Source organism: Aminobacter aminovorans (assembly GCF_900445235.1).
Classification (GTDB): Bacteria; Pseudomonadota; Alphaproteobacteria; order Rhizobiales; family Rhizobiaceae; genus Aminobacter; species Aminobacter aminovorans.
In genome coordinates, this window is sequence record NZ_UFSM01000001.1 from 3,792,780 (window position 1) to 3,809,269 (window position 16,490).

15 protein-coding genes are annotated in these 16,490 nt (G+C 63.9%); 3 read left to right on the forward strand and 12 right to left on the reverse strand.

What is annotated here, in order from left to right; genetic code table 11:
- Positions 1 to 70: 70 nt before the first annotated feature.
- The 4 genes from DY201_RS18750 to DY201_RS18765 form a co-directional block, all read right to left on the reverse strand.
- Positions 71 to 1,063 carry a BMP family lipoprotein gene (locus DY201_RS18750; protein WP_245432036.1) on the reverse strand — a complete coding sequence of 331 codons (993 nt, stop codon included), beginning with the start codon at positions 1,061 to 1,063 and terminating at the stop codon, positions 71 to 73.
- A gap of 132 nt (positions 1,064 to 1,195) precedes the next feature.
- A complete protein-coding gene (gene add / locus DY201_RS18755) occupies positions 1,196 to 2,242 on the reverse strand; it encodes an adenosine deaminase (RefSeq protein ID WP_165915936.1) in 1,047 nt (348 codons plus the stop codon).
- Between the two features lie 96 nt (positions 2,243 to 2,338).
- Positions 2,339 to 3,334, reverse strand: a complete 996-nt coding sequence (locus tag DY201_RS18760) for a PDR/VanB family oxidoreductase (RefSeq protein WP_115732499.1) — start codon at positions 3,332 to 3,334, stop codon at positions 2,339 to 2,341.
- Between the two features lie 147 nt (positions 3,335 to 3,481).
- Complete coding sequence (locus DY201_RS18765; protein WP_165915935.1) at positions 3,482 to 4,537, reverse strand: aromatic ring-hydroxylating oxygenase subunit alpha; 1,056 nt, start codon at positions 4,535 to 4,537, stop codon at positions 3,482 to 3,484.
- A 212-nt stretch (positions 4,538 to 4,749) separates the two neighbouring features.
- Between DY201_RS18765 and DY201_RS18770 the strand changes: the two genes are divergently transcribed.
- Positions 4,750 to 5,670 carry a helix-turn-helix transcriptional regulator gene (locus DY201_RS18770; protein ID WP_115732501.1) on the forward strand — a complete coding sequence of 307 codons (921 nt, stop codon included), beginning with the start codon at positions 4,750 to 4,752 and terminating at the stop codon, positions 5,668 to 5,670.
- Between the two features lie 112 nt (positions 5,671 to 5,782).
- Here the strand turns inward: DY201_RS18770 and DY201_RS18775 are convergent, their stop codons facing one another.
- The 7 genes from DY201_RS18775 to DY201_RS18805 all read right to left on the reverse strand — a co-directional run bounded on the left by DY201_RS18775 (position 5,783) and on the right by DY201_RS18805 (position 13,311).
- Positions 5,783 to 6,394, reverse strand: a complete 612-nt coding sequence (locus tag DY201_RS18775) for an alkylhydroperoxidase domain protein (protein ID WP_115733871.1) — start codon at positions 6,392 to 6,394, stop codon at positions 5,783 to 5,785.
- Positions 6,395 to 6,408: 14 nt separating this feature from the next.
- Entirely contained in the window at positions 6,409 to 7,032 is a 624-nt protein-coding gene (locus tag DY201_RS18780; protein WP_115732502.1) for a CMD domain protein, read from the reverse strand.
- A 15-nt stretch (positions 7,033 to 7,047) separates the two neighbouring features.
- Positions 7,048 to 8,076, reverse strand: coding sequence for a putative FMN-dependent luciferase-like monooxygenase (locus DY201_RS18785; protein ID WP_115732503.1), 1,029 nt, complete (start codon positions 8,074 to 8,076; stop codon positions 7,048 to 7,050).
- A complete protein-coding gene (locus tag DY201_RS18790; RefSeq protein WP_115732504.1) occupies positions 8,076 to 9,770 on the reverse strand; it encodes a dipeptide ABC transporter ATP-binding protein in 1,695 nt (564 codons plus the stop codon). The genes DY201_RS18785 and DY201_RS18790 overlap by 1 nt, the downstream gene beginning before the upstream one ends.
- The gene (locus DY201_RS18795; RefSeq protein ID WP_115732505.1) at positions 9,767 to 10,654 is read right to left on the reverse strand and encodes an ABC transporter permease; all 888 of its coding nucleotides are present in this window, start codon (positions 10,652 to 10,654) and stop codon (positions 9,767 to 9,769) included. The genes DY201_RS18790 and DY201_RS18795 overlap by 4 nt, the downstream gene beginning before the upstream one ends.
- Positions 10,651 to 11,595 carry an ABC transporter permease gene (locus DY201_RS18800; RefSeq protein ID WP_115732506.1) on the reverse strand — a complete coding sequence of 315 codons (945 nt, stop codon included), beginning with the start codon at positions 11,593 to 11,595 and terminating at the stop codon, positions 10,651 to 10,653. Before DY201_RS18800 ends, DY201_RS18795 begins: the two co-directional genes overlap by 4 nt.
- 66 nt (positions 11,596 to 11,661) lie before the next feature.
- The gene (locus DY201_RS18805; RefSeq protein ID WP_425358737.1) at positions 11,662 to 13,311 is read right to left on the reverse strand and encodes a TIGR04028 family ABC transporter substrate-binding protein; all 1,650 of its coding nucleotides are present in this window, start codon (positions 13,309 to 13,311) and stop codon (positions 11,662 to 11,664) included.
- Positions 13,312 to 13,612: 301 nt separating this feature from the next.
- On the opposite strand from DY201_RS18805, the gene DY201_RS18810 reads away from it, so the two are divergent.
- Together DY201_RS18810 and DY201_RS18815 are read left to right on the forward strand one after the other, a co-directional pair.
- Positions 13,613 to 13,942: an ArsR/SmtB family transcription factor gene (locus DY201_RS18810; protein ID WP_115732507.1), complete on the forward strand. Its 330-nt coding sequence runs from the start codon at positions 13,613 to 13,615 to the stop codon at positions 13,940 to 13,942.
- A gap of 8 nt (positions 13,943 to 13,950) precedes the next feature.
- Positions 13,951 to 14,430 carry an SRPBCC family protein gene (locus DY201_RS18815; RefSeq protein WP_115733873.1) on the forward strand — a complete coding sequence of 160 codons (480 nt, stop codon included), beginning with the start codon at positions 13,951 to 13,953 and terminating at the stop codon, positions 14,428 to 14,430.
- Between the two features lie 73 nt (positions 14,431 to 14,503).
- On the opposite strand, the gene recQ is transcribed toward DY201_RS18815, so the two are convergent.
- Complete coding sequence (gene recQ, locus DY201_RS18820; protein ID WP_115732508.1) at positions 14,504 to 16,303, reverse strand: DNA helicase RecQ; 1,800 nt, start codon at positions 16,301 to 16,303, stop codon at positions 14,504 to 14,506.
- Positions 16,304 to 16,490: the final 187 nt, after the last annotated feature.

Here is a 16,490-nt window from a genome sequence, read left to right on the forward strand (position 1 = left end):
CACCAAATTTCGAGTGAGCGAAGGCCGCGGCAGGCGGAGGCGCCCGTCGCGGCCGGGCTTGCAACAGGAACTACTTAGCCTTCGGATCGGAGACGTCGACAGGCACCTCGAAGCTGCCGGCCATCATCTTCGCCTTGAGATCGTCGAGTTCCGTCTGGACGGCGGCCGGCACGTTGCCTTGCAGCTCGGCATTGGGCGCCACCGCCGAGCCGCCGTCCTTCATCAGGAACCAGTGCTTGTCGGTATTGCCCCGATAAGGCTTGCCTTCGGCCTTGTGCGCCCACCATTCGTCGACGATCCAGCTGACATCGGGATCCCACTGCGCCACGGCGCTCGACAGGACGGTGGAAGGCGAGAACGACTTCTGGTCCTGGAAATTGCCGAAGCACAGGATTTTGGCTTCCTCGCACGGCTTGAAATTGCCGGTGAGCTGGAAAATCAGGTCGGCGCCTGTGGCGATCTGCGCCTTGGTGTATTCGCCAGCCTTGGCCGGATCGTACCAGGACTCGATGAAGGCGACCGTGCGCTCGACGGCAGGATTTGCCGCCTTGGCGCCGGCGAAGAAGGCATTGATCTCGTCGTTGACGTCATCAGCCGGGAACGTTCCGACAGCCCCCAGCCTGTTCGACTTGGTGAGCTTTCCGGCGGCATAACCAAGCAGGTAGGCCGGCTCATGCACACGCTTGTAGACCCAGTACTGGTTGCCGCCGAGCCCTTCATTGCCTGAGCCGACGACGACGAAGAGGATGTCGGGAAACTCGTCCCGCAGCTTCTTGACCTGATCGGAATAGGTGCTGTGGGCCCAGATGACGTCATATTCGCCGCTTTCGGCGAACAGGCGCATGGCATCTCCGGCATCGTCGCCCCAGAGCGGATCGGTGTATTTCCAGGTGATGTCGAGCCCGTGCGGCTTTGCCGTCTTGGCGCGTTCAAGCGCCTCGATCAAAGTGCCGTCCCAGGCGCTCTCGATGCCGGCCGACAGGATGACGGCGATGTTGAGCTTGCTGGGCTCGGCTGCCACTGAGCGCTCGGGACTGCCTGTCATGGCTGCGATGACAAGCATCGCTAAGACCGCCAGTCTTCTGGCGAGATGTTCGAACATAGGATTTACCTTTCCCTCTGGTGTCATCGTCTGGGTTCTATCCCGTCTGTTCTTATTGTCGTGGACCCGCCTTCTCCTCGAGGCGGCCTGGTCTCAAATGGGGGTGTGCACCTCCTGCGGCTCCGCCATCAACAAGTCGATGTCCTTCGTCCACGCGGCGCGCCAGCTACGCTTCGTGCTGTCGTCGAGCCAGGCCGCATCGAGCGAGTTCAGCGCCAGTGCGGCAAGGGTCGCCCGATCGAGCGACATTGTCTCGGCGAGCAGACTGTATTCCTTGGCAAGGTCGGTCTGCAGCATTGGCGGATCGTCGGTATCGACCACCAGCTTGAGACCGGCATCGAGCATTGTCCGGATCGGGTGGTCGGCAGCGGTAAGGTCGCGCCAATGTGTGAGGATGACTGTCGAGCTCGGGCAGACGGTGAAGGCGATGTCCTCGGCGATGCAGCGCGCGACAAGATCGGGATCTTCCATGACGCGGTAGCCATGGTCGATCCGCTCGACGCCGAGCAGGTCGAGCGCGTCGCGCACATTGGCAGCCGGGCCGCCCTCACCCGCATGGGCGGTGAGCCGCATGCCTGCCTTCTTCGCCTTGTCGTAGACCGGCTTGAACGGCGCCGGCGGGAACGGCTCCTCGTCATAGTCGAGGCCGATGCCGATGACCTTGTCGGAGCGGAACGGCAGGATCAGGTCGAGGAACTCGAAGCTTCGATCGAGGCTCAACTCGCGATTGATCGCCGGAATGAGCCGCGACACCAGGCCAAAGTCGCGCTCGGCGTCGTCCATGGCCTGGAGGATGCCGGAAAACATGGTCTGGTAGCTGATGCCCGCATCCTGATGCACCTGCGGGCTGAAGAAGAATTCGGTGTAGCGGCCGCCGGCTTTGGCGACATGTTCCAGCGCCTCATAGGCGATCAAGTGGAAATCGTCTGCGTCGACGACGGAGCGCGCGACGAGATCGTAGACTTCGAGGAAATCGACCAGATTGTCGTAGCGGTAAAGGTCCTCGACCTCGTCGAAATCAGGCAGCGCGACATTGTTCTTGCGCGCCAGCTTGAGGAACGTCCTGGCCTTGACCGCACCGGCCAGATGCAGATGAAGCTCTGCCTTGGGCAGGTTCCGCACGAATTGTTCCAGTTGCATCATCTTTCCCTTGGTGGCTTTCCTTCTCGGGCCTGCGGCCCTCGCGCTTCGCTGCCTGGTGAACCTTCAGTGCCGCATGGAAAACACCCTTCCGGCCTAGAGATCGAGGATCAGCTCGGCGCTCAGGGCGCGCGAGCAGCACAGCGTCATGTGGTCGGCACGCTGCCTGTCGGTCAGAACGAGATCGCGATGGTCCGGCTCGCCCGAAACCACCCGCGTCACGCAGGTGCCGCAGATGCCCTGTTCGCACGACACCGGAATGTCGATGCCGTTGTCGGCCAGCACCTCGACGATGCTTCGCCCCGGCGCGACGTCGAAGCTGTGGCCGGTACTCGCCAGCGTGATCCTGAACGGCTGATCGGATTGCGCCTTTGGTGCCGCGTTGGCGAAATACTCGCGATGCACGGCATCCGCCGGCCAGCCTGGCTTGGCCCTGGAGACCACGGCGTCGAGAAAACCTGAAGGACCACAGGCGTAGAGATGCGCGCCTTCCGGCCGATAGGCCAGCAACCTGTTCAGGCTCAGAAGCTGCGCCGCAGGGCCGTCATCGAGATGGAACCTGACCTTGCCGGCAAAGGGCGAGGCCTCGATTTCGTCGCGAAAGGCCAGACGGCCTGCACTGCGGGCACAATAGTGGAACTCGAAATCCCGCCCGAGCGCAGACAGCCTGTGGGCCATGGCCAGGATCGGTGTTGCGCCGATGCCGCCGGCCAGCAGCAGCGAAAACGGCGCTGTCTCATCGAGTTCGAAGGCGTTGCGCGGCCTGCTCGTCTCCAAGGCATCGCCAACGTCCAGCCTGTCGTGGACATATGCCGATCCGCCACGGCCGCCAGGCTCGCGCAGCACGCCGATTGCATAGCGGTGACGCTCGCGCGGATCGTTGCGGAGCGAGTATTGACGCGTCAGGCCGCCGGGCAGGAACAGGTCGATGTGGGACCCCGCCGTAAACGCCGGCAAGGGCGCGCCATCCGCTGCAACGAGGTCGATTGCGACGATGCCCTCGGCAGAGGTCCACTTGCGTGCGATCTGTAGCCGCAGCCTGTTATCGGCTACCGGTGCCGCGGGCGCGAGCCCGTTTCTCGTGAACGCCATGGTCAAGACGCCCTCCTCTATTGCTGGGCTGCCTGGCCGTCGAGCTGTCCTGGTCGGGCGCCAAACACGGCCTGGTGAAGGAAGCAGGTTTCGAAACGGATCGGCATCGTCTTTCCCTGATATCTGCAGTTGCGATGTGCTGCGGGATCAACTCGCGATCGGCGCACCAAGGCCAAATTTGCGGACCAGCCCACGGCGATATTCGAGCGACATGCGATCCGACGGCACGTGGATCTCCTCGGTCAGATCGAGCGGCAGTTCCTCGGGATGCTGCTCCTCGACCATCGGCTTGTCCTCGTCGTTGATCAGCAGCGCATCCTTGACCCAGTAGTCGGTATCCGGATCGCCTGACGTGTCGGTCATCATCTGGAAGATGCGTGTCTCGCGCGCCGATACCGGGCAGACGGTGTCGGCGAAGTAGACGACGTAGTCGGATCCCTGCGGATCGATCTTGATCAGGGTGGAGAACGGATAGGTCAGCTCGTAAGTATAGACCACGTCGCGCGCGTCGCCCTCGACGCCGTCGTCGAAGCGGTTGAAGCCTTCATGGTAGGGCAACGCGAAGCGCAGGCCGTACTCGGTCTGCTCGACGTCGTAGGGAGGGATCGGGTCGGCCGTGCTGCCGCCGAAGCTCTGGGTGTGCACCCATGGGAAATGGGCAACGTCGTTGAAGTTCTCGACATGCCGGCTTGCCGCAGCATACCAGGTGCCCTCAGGCACATAAACCTTCCGCAGAGCCGGGTTGGAGATGCCGTCCCAGTCCGGCAGCTGCCAGATCGGCTCGCCCTTCAGGCAGGTCCAGATGATGCCGTAGCGCTCGACCGATGCGTAGGTTTCGAGGCGCAGCTTGGGAGGTATGCGCCCTTCGGAGTTGGCGATCGACGGGATCTTGGAACAGGCGCCGTCATGCCCGAAATGCAGCCCGTGCATCGGACAGACGATCTGGTCGTCGGCCATCCAGCCGGCGCTGATGCGGGTGCCGCGGTGCGGGCACAAATCGCGGGCCACGGTGATGCCGGCCGACGTCTTGTAGATCACCAGGTCGACGTCGAGCAGCTTGGCGCGCACCGGCTTGTCGGCGATGTCGTGAACGAAGGCGATCGGATGCCAGAACGAGGCCAGGATATGCCAGTCGCTGGCGGCAAATGTGCAGCCGCGCGGCAGGTCGCTTCTTGTCTTGGAATGGTCGGCTGGCAGAAACACGTTTTCCCTCCAGAGGATGCGTCTTGCTGGCATGTCCAGGCGGCCTGACCGGCTCGCCCGTTGATGTCAGGAGTATTCCGCAGCCCCTGTTTTCACGGAATGCCTGCGCCGACCGAAAACATATCTGCCATTAAGATCGCATTCTTCTAATCTTTGACGGGGCATTTAGCCGTGCTAGGAAAAAGCATGACGCGGCAAGCGAGGCCTTGGCTATGCGTGCATTTATCGACAGCGGCCGGGGCTTCGCCTTCGGTGAAGCGATATATCCGGCAGGCGGCGTCTACGGGCCGCTGAAAGACCGTTATGTGACCTTGCTGATCATCCATGAAGGCAAGGCAAGGATCATCTGCGACGACGAAGAGACGGTGTTGAGCGCAAGAAGCTGCGGCTTCTTCCGCAATGAGCGAAGCATCTCGATGGAGTACACCGAAGGACGGCACACGCGGGTGAGCTGGTGCGAAGGCTATGCCGGAGACGTCAGCGAGGCACTCGCCTCGCGGTTGCGTTCATTGCCGGCCCGGATCCCCCTGCCGCAGCGCATCGAGAGCATTCAGCGTATCGGGGTGGAGCTTGGCGCAGGCTCGGGTTCCAATCTCAACCAGCTTCGCAACGCACTGGGGGAGTCGATCTTTCTCGCCTACTTCCATGAAGCGCAGATGTCCGAGCAGGAGCGGCTGACGCCGCGTTCCGTTCTGCGCGCCCGCTTCTACATCGACGAGAACTATGAAAAGGAAATTACCGTCGAACGCCTGGCCGCGCTTGTGGGTGTCACGCCGCAGCATCTGGTTTCGTCGTTTCGCAAGCACATCGGCGTCACGCCGGTGCGCTATCTCTGGCAGGTCAGGGCCGCTCGCGGCCACTTCCTGCTGCTGCAGACCGGCCTGCCGATCTCCGACATCGCCTATCAGTGCGGCTACAAGAACCCGTTCCATTTCTCCAGGCAGATATCCGAACAGTTCGGCATGTCGCCGCGCCAGGTTCGCGAAAACAAGGGCTACCGCATGGCAAGCGACATCGCCGAAGGCGCTGGCGACACCGCCTATGGCATGGCGCTTCCCGACACGACGGTGCTCCAGCCCGCGCCGTCACCGGCGATGGCGGTAGAAGATCCGGCCGGCTCGACGGCTCCCTGACCAAGCCTGGGAGGAGCCGACAGCGAACCTGCAGCTCCCAGACTCGAGTGCCCGACACTGACCTCCAGGCCCTGGGACCGCCGCTTGGCGGCAACCACCATTGTTCAGGGCTTCACGCTGCTGCGTCAGGCGGAGTGGGCTCGCCGAGCGACAGCATCAGGCGGTTGGCCCAGTTGAAGAATGCCGCACCGTTGATCACGTCGACGATGGCCACGTCGTCAAGACCGGCGCGGCGAAGCTCGTCGATATGGCTTTCCGTGAGGCCGTGGGGCGTCCTGGTCAGGGCGGCGGAGGCGTCGATGATGGCATTCCAGCTCGGATCGATATCCGTGTAGATGCCCTCGTCGAGCAGTTTCTGGACATCTTCGCTGCGCTTGGAGTGCTGCCAGGCAAAGCGCGAATGCACGGAGGCGCAGAAGATGCAGCCATTGGTGCGCGACGCAGCGGTCGCTGCGATCTCGCGTTCGGCTCGCGGCAGGCCGCTTTTGGTGTTGTAGAAGATGTCCTTGTCGGTCCTGGTGCGTGCGCCGAGAATATCGGGATCGCGCGCCAGCAGCATGAAATAGGGCGACTTGGCGCGGGAGGGATCGACCAGGCCGGCATGGTGGCGGTCGGTCAGCTCGTCCTGGGCCAACGGCTGCAGCCAGGGAACCCAGCCGAGTTCATCGCGGGTGAAGACATTCGGTTCGATGTTGTCGGGATAGGTGATTACTTGATCGGTCATGTCGTTGGTCCCTGTCATTCCGCCGCATCGAGGCGGTCGGCGGCAAACTTCCTGTCGAGCACACGCAGACCGGCCACCACCCTGATCTGGAAGGCGAGGAAGGCGATGATCTGCGACAGCGTTACGATGCCGGTCGTGCTCCAGCCGGCGTCGAGCAGCGCCTGAAGCGCTGCCGGACTGGCGTCACGTGGGTGCAGCACCAGCAGATGCGCATGTTCGAGCCCGGCCACGAGCTTCGGTCCCAGGACCTCGCGGCTCGCCTCGGCGACGCGATAGGACGGGCCGGTCACATTTTCCCGCGTCAGCGGCCCCTGGGGATAGGCACCGTAGGGACCGCTGGCCTTGCCCTGCCGCACCTCATGCGCGATGGCGCTTGCCAGCGCCTTGGACGGCTTTTCCTGGTCGAACTTGTCGAGATAGTGCTTCGTCACCCGGTCGTCGCCATGCAGTCCGACGACGAAGCTCGCGATCGCAAAGCGCTCGCGGACGGAAACCTGGCTCTGGTCGTCCGGGTCGAACAGCGCGATATAGCTCTTCTGTGCGTTGTCGCGGGCCTCGACGCGGTCATAGCGGATGAGGTCGAGCCTGGAGCCGACAACAATGCCGGCAAGCTCGTCGATGATATCGGGATTGCTCATGGTTCTGGCCTCCGTTCAGGCAACGAGTTTCGGGGAGTGTGGTATCGACCTGCCCCAGCCGAGCGCAGGCGCAACCTTCTGGGCGGTGAGTTCGATCGAGCGCAGCGTGCGCTCATGGCCGGGGTCGACCGAATGGACCTGGAACACGACGTCGGTGGCACGCCTGAGGCTGGTGTCGGCCGCAAGACTGGCGATTACCGCATCGGGCGAGCCCGCATGGGTGTCGAATGCGGTCGCAAGCTGCTCGACACTGTCGCCCGGCGCGGTATGGCCGGTGGCGATGAAATGATCGCGCACACGGCGCAGCCCCTTCTCCGCAAGCTGCAGGGCTTCCGAATGGCTGTCGGCCACAAACAGGCTGCGTGAGCCCAGGATGCGCGGGGCGACATCCGCAGGCAGTGCCTTGAGATAGGCGTCGATGATCGGGTTCTGCACCTCGTCCAAGGCGGCGCTCGGATTGTCCTTGGGGCGTGGTTGCGTCCGCGACAGCATCAGGCCATCGCCGGCGAGACCGGCACGACGACCGCCTTCGATCGAGAAGGTCGCCTGCCAGATCCGGCCGGCAAGCGTTGGGGCGGCCGGATAGAGCGTGTCGTCACCGTCGAACGGCTTGCCGGCAAAGGCGCTGCGCAAAACTTGGAGATGCGCATCGAGCAGCTCGCCGCGCCTGATACTGTCCAGTCCGAAGGCGGTGAAGGACGACGGCGTTCCGCCCGAGCCGACGCCCAGTTCAAGCCGTCCGCCCGAGATGAGGTCGAGCACGGCGGCGTCCTCGGCGACACGCAGCGCATTTTCCAGCGGCAGCGTAATGATCCCGGTGCCGAGCCGGATGGTGCGGGTGCGGGCGGCGACATTGGCAAGCAGGATCAGCGGCGACGGCAGCCCGCCTTCGGCGGCGCGGAAATGATGCTGCGCCACCCAGGCCGTGTCGAAACCCTGTCGCTCGGCGGTGAGGATCTGTTCGGTGGCGAAACGGTAGCGGTCGGCCGGCGATGCCTCCTCGAGCAGGCGGGTGAAAAATCCGAGTCTTTTCCTCTCGGTCATCAAGCAGTTCCTTCAATTGGCTGGACTTTGCGCGCGAGGAAGCCTGCTCCAGACTTCAGCTTGCGGCCGGGGATCGCGGCGATGAGTTCGCGTGTGTAGTCATGCACCGGACGCTCGAAGACATCTTCGATGCTGCCCTGCTCGACCTGCTTGCCGTCGCGCAGCACCGACACGGTGTCGGCAATCTGCCTGACCACGGCGAGGTCGTGCGAAACGAACAGATACGTCAGGCCGAGCGAGCATTGGAGTTCTTCGAGAAGCTCCAGGATCTGCGCCTGGACCGTGACGTCGAGCGCCGACACGGCTTCGTCAAGAACCAGGATTCCAGGGTTCAGGATGATCGCCCGGGCGATGGCCACACGCTGCCGCTGTCCGCCTGATAGTGCCGCAGGCAGCCGGGTCAGCGATGCCTCCGGCAGGCCGACCCGCTTGAGGATCGCGTGGACGCGTTCCCGGCGCTCGGCCTTGGCCACGGGATCGAAGTTGAGCAAAGGCTCCTCGACGATGTCGAAGATGCTCTGGCGTGGATCGAGCGATGCGAACGGGTTCTGGTAGACGAGCTGGATGCGCCGTCGAAACTGGCGCAACTGCTCGCCGCGCAGCGACGACACATCCTGGCCATCGACGACGATGCGGCCGGCCTCAAGCTTCTGGAAGCCTGAAATGGCGCGCACCGTGGTCGTCTTGCCCGAGCCGGATTCGCCAACCAGGGCATGGGTGGTACCGCGCGCGACGTCGAAGGAAACGCCATCGACGGCGCAGAGCCGCCGCCCACCCGACAACGGAAAATGCTGGACCAGCCCCTCGACCACGATTGCCGGCTCAGCGTTAGCCAGGGGCTGGTTCCGCGCGGTCTTCGGCGTGGCAAAAGCCGGCGCGTCGTTGAGCAACTGCCTCGTATAGGCCGACTTTGGCGCGGCGAGCACGTCGGCCACCGTCCCGGCTTCCTGGATCTGGCCGCCCTGCAGCACCACGATCCGGTCGGCCCTGTCGGCGGCAACGCCGAGGTCATGGGTGACAAGCAAAACCGATGTGCCGGACTCGGCCCGCAATTCGTCGATCAGGTCGAGCACGCGGCGCTGGACCGTGACGTCGAGCGCGCTCGTCGGTTCGTCGGCGATGATCAAAGCCGGCCGAAGTGCTATCGCAATGGCGATCAGCACGCGCTGGCGCATGCCGCCCGAAAGCTGGTGCGGATATTGCCTGGCCCGGAGTTCCGGCTGCGGCAGCCCGACGCGATCGAGCAGTTCGATAACGCGCTCGTCGATCGCGCGCCGGTCGCCCCAACGATGCACCTTGAGGATTTCGCCGATCTGGTCGCCGATTGTCTTGACCGGATTGAGCGAACTGACCGGATCCTGCGAGATCAGGCTCACCACCTTGCCGCGGATCGTATCCAGGCGCTTGTCGGCCCAGCCTGAAATGCTGGTGCCGTTCAGCCTGATGTCGCCGGCCTCGACGCGACCGTTTTCGGGTAATAGCCCGATCACCGCATGCGCCGTCGTCGACTTGCCGGAGCCGGATTCGCCGACCAGCGCCACCACTTCGCCCGGCTGCACCGAAAACGAGATGCCGTGGACGACAGTTTCGCGGCGCGTCCCATGGCCATAGGAAACGACCAGCTTGTCGACTTCGAGCACGGGAGCCGCAGCATCGGCAGGCGCTTTATTGTTGGCCAGTTTCAGTTCGGTCATGCCCGGCTCCCGCCGAAGGAGCGGCTGATGCGATTGGCTGACAGCACGACCAGCACCACGACGATCCCGGGCGCCGTCGTCAGCCACCAGGCTGTCGACACGTAGTTGCGGCCCTCGGCAATCAGCAGGCCCCATTCCGGCGTGGGCGGCGGCGCGCCATACCCGAGGAAGCCAAGCGTCGAGATGTTGAGGATGGCGTTGCCGAACTGCAGCGCCGCAAAGGCAATGACCGAGGTCAGCGAGTTGGGCAGGACATGGCGGAACAGCACCGATGTGAAGCTTCCGCCGCTGCCGAAGGCGGCCTCGACATAGTCGCTGCGACGCACGCGGACCACTTCGGACCGAGCCAGCCGGGCGAAGCTGCCGATCGAGGCTGCGCCGACGGCAATGGCCGCGTTCACCGTGCCGAAGCCGAGCAGGATGATGATGGTGAGCGACAAAAGCAGGCTCGGGATCGACAGCAGCACATCGACGATGCGCATGACGACATCCTCGATACGCCCGCCGGCAGCGGCAGCGACCACGCCAAGGGCGGTGCCGATGACGAGGCCGACGCCGACAGCCGCAAAAGCGCCGCTGAGCGAATGGACCGCGCCATAGACGATGCGCGCATAGACGTCGCGACCGAGCGCATCCGTGCCAAGGATATGCAGCGCGCTGGGTCCGGTGAGCTTTTGGGCAGCCACGCCTTCGGTGCCGCTATGGCCGGTGAACAGCCCGGGCAGCAGCGCCCACATAACGACGATCGAGATGACCAGCCAGGCCAGAACCAGGCTGGGCTGGAGTCGTTTCAGCCGTTCGGCGAAGTCTTCACGATCGTAGGCCGCATTTGCGTCCCGGGGCGCCAGGCCGCCTATGGCGCCCAGTGAATCGATGATGGTCATGCGCTGGCTCCTGCGGGATTGCGAAGACGGGGATCGAAGACCGGGTAGAGAAGATCGACGATCAGATTTGTGAGCACGAAGCCGGCAGCGGAAATCAGCACGATCGCCTGCAGGACAGTGACGTCCTGGGTGTTGACGGAAAGGTAGGTCAGCGCGCCGATGCCGTTGAGGCCGAACACGGTTTCGGTGATGACCGCACCTGCGACGAGCTCGCCGAACAGCACACCGCCGATGGTCAGAACGGGCAGGATGGCGTTGCCAGCGACATGGCTCACCAGCACGCGCCTGTGGCTGGCACCCTTGGCCCGGGCCACAGCCACGAACGGACGCGTGCACACCTCGTCGATGCTGCGGATGAGGATCTGCGCCAGCGGCGCCGAGATCGGCACGGCGATGGCCAGCACCGGCAGCACCAGCATTTCCACTGGTCCGGGATTGATGACGGAGATCAGCTTCAGTCGGAAGGAAAAGACCTGGATCAGGGCAATGCCGAGCCAGAAGACGGGGATCGAGATGAAGAGCGACGGCAGCGAATGGAGTGTATTGCGCAACCACGCGCTCCGACTGACCGTCGCAACATAGGCGATTGCCGCGGCGACCAGAACCGACACGACAAGGGCAATCGCTGCCAGCCGCAAGGTCGTCGGCAAAGTGGTTGCCAGCAGCGAGGTGACCGGCACGCCGGCGCGGACCGAATAACCGAAATCGCCTGACAGCACCGATTGGAGCGTTGACAGATATTGCTGCCAGGCGGGCACGTCGGCGCCGTAGGCGACACGAATTTCGGCAAGCTGCTCGGGGCTGAGGCCGAGTTCCGGATTGAGGAACTTGATCAGCACGCCGTCGGACGGCAGCAACTGCAGCAACACGAAGCTGACGGTGAACGCCGCCCAGAGGACGAGCACGGCCTGGCCTATCCGGCCAATGACATATCGCGACATGAAGGATCTCCGTCGAAGCGATCGGGAGAAAGGTCCCGTCTCACCGGAGACGGGACCTTTCGGACCTCAGTCGCGCGGCGACAGCCAGACGCGATAGAAGGACGGACGCCCGACCGCCTCGAAGGCGACGTCATGAACGTTGGGCGCGCCGGCAAAGGCCTGCGGTTCCTCGAAGATCGGGATCGCATAGGCCTGGTCGAGCACATAGGCCTGGACCTCGACTGCGATCGCCAGCCGCTTGTCGCGGTTCGGCTCGGAGGAGAGCGCCTCGAGAAGGCCGTTGAGCTTGTCGTCGACGAAGCTCTGTACCTTGTCGCTGACGCCGCCCTTCTGCTGCAGCACGTTGCGGTTCTTCGGGTAATACTGGCTTTTGATGACATCGGGATCGGCGCGGCCGACCATTGCGGGTGCGACTGGGGTCTTCAGCGGATCGAGGTTGTCGGCAGCCGCACTGCCGGAGTCGCCGGCAAGCACGGAGAGCTTCACGCCGACCTTGTTCCACTGCTGGGCGATCAGCTGCAGCGTTTCCTTGTTCTGAGGTTGCGGCAGCGATTCATAGGCGGTCAGCACCAGTTCCTTGCCGTCCTTGGTGCGGATGCCGTTGGCGCCAAGCGTCCAGCCCGCCTCGTCGAGCAGCTTGCCGGCAAGGGTCGGATCATAGGCAAGCTTCGCCGACTGGTCGACATAACCCTGGGCCGCCTTGGCGATGATCGACGTCGCCTGCGGATAATTGGCCGAGAAGAGCGTCTCGACGATCTCCTTGGCATTGGTGGCGTGCAGCAGAGCCTGGCGCACCTTGACGTCGGCCACCAACGGATTGTCCGGCCGGAAGACGACCGAATTGTTCACGCCGCGGGTGCCGGGTGCATAGATCTTGTACTCGGCTGCCTCGACCTGCTTTTCGTCATAGGCCTGGACCTGGCGGATGAAATCGGCCTGGCCGGCGAGCAACGCGCCGATGCGCACGCTGTCCTCCGGCGTGATCAGGTACTTGATCTCGTCAAGCAATGCCCTGCCCTGGTGTTTCAGCTTGGGCGGTCCCCAGGCATAGTCGTCGCGTGCCTTGAGCACGAGTTCGCGGCCGAGCACTTCGCTTTCGACGACGAACGGCCCCGAACCGATGATCTTGGTCGCATCGCCCAGCTGCTCGAAGGGCAGTTCCAGCGTCTTCGGCGACACCAGGCCCGAGCCGATCACCGACGTGCCCTGCAGGAAGCCCGGCGACGGCGCCTTGAAGTGGAACTTGACCGTCAGCGGATCGACAACCTCGCTGCGGTCGTAATTGTTGATGACCTCCGAAACCGGCAGCTTCAGCTCCTTGTTGCCCTTGCCAAAGGTGTCGAAGTTCCTGGCCACGGCGGCAGCATCGAGCGGGGTGCCGTCGGAGAAGGTGACGCCAGGACGCAGCTTGAAGGTGTATTCGGTGGCAGTGTCGTTGACCGTCCAGGATTCGGCGACCCAGGGCTCGATCTCGAGGGTATTGGGGTTCTGGTAGGTCAGCTTGTCGGTGATCTGGTTCAGCACCCCGCCATTGGGGTAGAAGCCGCCCGCCGGCGGGTAGAGATTGGTGTGCGCCTGCTGCTCGAGATAGACCAGCGTGCCGCCCTTGACCGGCGTGTCCGACTGCGCGAAGCCGTTGGCGGCAAAGCCGAGCGACGTCGCCGCCATCAATCCGATCAGCGTGAGTTTGAGTGTCGAACGTCGTGTATGCGACATGGCCATCCCCTTGATAAGGACCGGAAATCGACGCCCTTGGGAGGATCGGGATCGCGCGGTCTGCCTGTTTGCTGACAAAAGGATAGGCGTGGGTATGGGGTGTGTGACAGGAACTGAGTTCCATCATCGTCGCCGGACGGGAATTAATTCTACTTAGCTTATAGAATTTATGGAATTCGTTGAGTGGTGCCGTCTGAGCGACTGGCCGAGCCAGGACATGGAGCTGCCGACCTGAAGGCAAATACTAAGGCAAGTACCTTATTTTCCTTGACCAATGCCTTAGACGCGATTACTAAGGCATATGCCTTACCATTCTACGCCGCTCGACCTCGCTTTTCACGCGCTCAGCGACCCGACCCGCCGTGCGGTGGTGTCGCGGCTGGCCGCGGGCGAGGTGCCGGTCAGCGCGCTCGCCGAACCCTTCGACATGGCGCTGCCCTCCTTCGCCCAGCATCTCAAGGTGCTGGAAGAGTGCGGGCTGATCGTCAGCGAAAAGCGCGGGCGCAGCCGCTGGTGCCGGCTGGTGCCGCAGCGTTTCGACGAGGCGGCGGACTGGATGGAAGCGGAGCGCCGGCGCTGGGCCGAGCGCCTGGATCGGCTGGAAACCTATCTGGACAAGACGGAAGGATGAAAAAGAACATGGAAAACCTGTTTGAAACCTGGTCGCTCGACCGCGAAATCGTGCTGGCCAAGCTGCTCGACCACCCGCGCGAAAAGGTCTTTGCCGCCTGGATGGACCCCAAGGCACTGGCCCAATGGTACGGGCCGGCCGGCCTCGCCATCGAGAGCCACGAAGCCGATATTCGCGCGGGCGGGGTCTGGCGCTTCGACATGGTCGGCGTCTTCGAGGGCAAGCAGCAGCGCTTCCCGAACTTGATGCGCTTTCTGGAGATCGTGCCGAACGAGCGCATCGTGATGGACTACGGTACGCCCGCTTCAGAGGATCCCGACCGCTTCCGCGTCACGGTGACCTTCGACGAGCAGAGCGACGGCAAGACGGTGCTGACCATGCGCCAGCTCCACCCCAGCGCCAAGCGGCGTCAGGAGGTCATCGGCTTCGGCGCGGTCGAATACGGGCTGCAGACGCTGGACGGCCTCGCCGCCTGGCTGGACGGCTGAGCCCTTGTCCGCTCTGCGCCGCGCGCCGGTGGCGACGGCGGATGCGAGGTGATCCCGGCGTCACCTCGCCTCGTCATTCGTATGCGGCGATCACCTCGAGAAAGGCCGGGCCGTAGCGGTCGAGCTTGGCTTCGCCGACACCGGGCACGTTTGCCATATCAGCGCGTGACGCCGGTCTGGCTGCGGCCAGCTCGATCAACGTCTTGTCATGGAAGATGACATAGGGCGGCACGTTCTGTGCCCGCGCGATCTCGGTGCGTTTCCGCCTGAGCGCCTGGAACAGGTCCTGGTCCGCATCGCTGACAGCGGACTGGGCCGCGCTGCGTGCGACCTTGCCGCGCCTGGCCCGCGCCGGTGCCGGCACGCGCAGCATCAGCGTGGGCTTGTCGCGCAGGAATTCGCGGCCGGCGGGCGCAATCGACAGGCCACCATGGCCGGAAAGGTCGACGTCGACGAGGCGCAGCGCGATCAGCTGGCGCAGGATCGCCCGCCAGGTGCGGTTGTCATGTTCGGTGCCGATGCCGAAGGTGGAAATCCTGTCATGGCCGAACTGGGCGATGCGCTCGTTGTCGACGCCCAGAAGCACGTCGACGACATAGGCCTGCCCAAAACGCTCGCCGGTGCGGTAGATGCATGACAGCGCCTTTTGCGCTGAAATGGCGCCGTCGAACAATTTGGGCGGCTCGGCACAGGTGTCGCAATTGCCGCACGGTTCGCACTCGTCGCCGAAATAGGACAACAGCACCTGGCGCCGGCAGCTTGCCGTCTCGGCCAGGCCCAATAGCGCATCGAGCTTCTGCCGCTCCATGCGCTTGCGCTGGTCGGGCGCGTCCGACTCCTCGATGAAGCGGCTGCGCAGGGCGATGTCGTCATAGCCATAGAGCATCAGCGTGTCGGACGGCAGGCCGTCGCGGCCGGCGCGACCGGTCTCCTGATAATAGGCCTCGATGCTGCCCGGCAGGTCGATATGGGCGACGAAGCGCACATCCGGCTTGTCGATGCCCATGCCGAAGGCAACGGTGGCGACCATGATCACCGCCTCGCCATGCTGGAAGCGCATCTGGTTGGCCTCGCGTGCCGCCTTGTCCATGCCGGCGTGATAGGCCAGCGCATCATAGCCGAGGCCCTTGAGCCAGGCGGCGGTTTCTTCGGTCCGGCGTTTCGACAGGCAATAGACGATGCCGCTCTCGCCCTCGTAGCGCTTGAGGAACTCCTTGAGTTGGGCGCGCGGATTGTCCTTTTCCTCGATGGCGTAGCGGATGTTGGGCCGGTCGAAACCGGCGATGAAGGCGTCGACCTCGTCGATTTCGAGATGCGACAGGATTTCCGCGCGCGTCGGCTCATCTGCGGTGGCGGTCAGCGCCATGCGCGGGGTGCCGGCAAAGCGCGAGACGATGGCGTCGAGCTGGCGATAGGACGGACGGAAGTCGTGCCCCCACTGCGACAGGCAGTGCGCCTCGTCGATGGCGATCAGCGACAGCTTCACGCTCTCCAGCAGTTCCAGCACATCGGGCCGCAACAAGGTTTCAGGCGAGACATAGAGCAGGTCGAGCGCACCGGAACGGATATCGCGCCACAGCGCGCGGCGGTCGTCGGGCGACAGGTCGGAGTTCAGCCCGGCCGCCCGCACCCCTGCCTGCCTGAGTGCTGTCACCTGGTCGGCCATCAGTGCCAGCAGCGGCGAGACGACGAGCCCCATGCCCGGACGGACGATCGCGGGAATCTGGTAGCAGAGCGACTTGCCGCCGCCTGTCGGCATCAGCACGAAGGCATTGTTGCCGGCAATGACATGCTCGACGATCCGCGCCTGCGGTCCCCTGAACGCATCATAGCCGTAGACGGTCTTGAGGATGTCGAGAGCGGTGGCGGTCATCGGGCAGCACGGAGAATCATCTTGACCTCGTTCATAGCAGCTTCGCCGCCCTGGCGATCACCGCTGCGCCTTTTTGTCGGTCTGCCTGCAAGAGCTCGCTCGGGACGACTCCTGCCCGCACAGGCACAGCCATTCCGCTCAGGAATGCCATTAGTCTCAGTGGCTATGCGCGACGTGTGCGCTGCAA